The organism is Mesorhizobium sp. M2A.F.Ca.ET.037.01.1.1 (assembly GCF_003998075.1).
Taxonomy (GTDB): Bacteria; Pseudomonadota; Alphaproteobacteria; order Rhizobiales; family Rhizobiaceae; genus Mesorhizobium.
This window is the reverse complement of the sequence record NZ_RZSA01001712.1, coordinates 1-571: the sequence shown is the minus strand read 5'-3', so window position 1 is coordinate 571 and position 571 is coordinate 1. Positions and strand designations below refer to the sequence as shown.

1 protein-coding gene is annotated in these 571 nt (G+C 63.4%); it reads left to right on the top strand.

The window, feature by feature from the left end:
• Positions 1 to 161: 161 nt before the first annotated feature.
• The coding region (locus EOA27_RS39380; protein WP_245491419.1) for an ABC transporter substrate-binding protein at positions 162 to 571 on the top strand (410 nt) is incomplete at its 3' end.

Genomic DNA, 571 nt, shown 5'->3' with positions numbered 1-571 from the left:
AGATAAAAGTATGAGAGCTTCTTTCGGCCGGCTGGTCCAGCGGACGGAAATTTCAAAGCCAAGCCATGATGCGCCAAAACCGTCTCTGGCGAAACCTTTGCCAAGGCCCATAATCACGCGATTGGCGCGCCTGCCGCGGTGCGAAGAGGGGAGTTTGAACGATGTCCGAATTGACGGTTTCACGCCGCGGCCTGCTGGCCGGTTCGGCGCTGCTGCTGGCCTCGAACGCGCTGCCGACCATCGGCTTCGCGCAGACGCCGAAGAAGGGCGGCCGCCTCGTGCTGGCCGCCGATTCCGAACCGCGCAACCTCAACCCGGCAATCGTTGCATCGAACGGCGTCTTCTTCATTTCCAGCAAGATCGTCGAGACGCTGGCCGAAGCCTCCTTCGACGGCAAGGACGGGCTTCAACCGCGGCTCGCGCTTTCCTGGGAAGGTGCGGCCGACGGCCTGTCGGTGAGCTTCAAGCTGCGCGACGGCGTCAGATGGCATGACGGCAAGCCCTTCACCTCCGCCGACGTCGCCTTCTCGGCGCTGCAGATCTGGAAGCCGCTGCAGAATCTCGGCCGCAC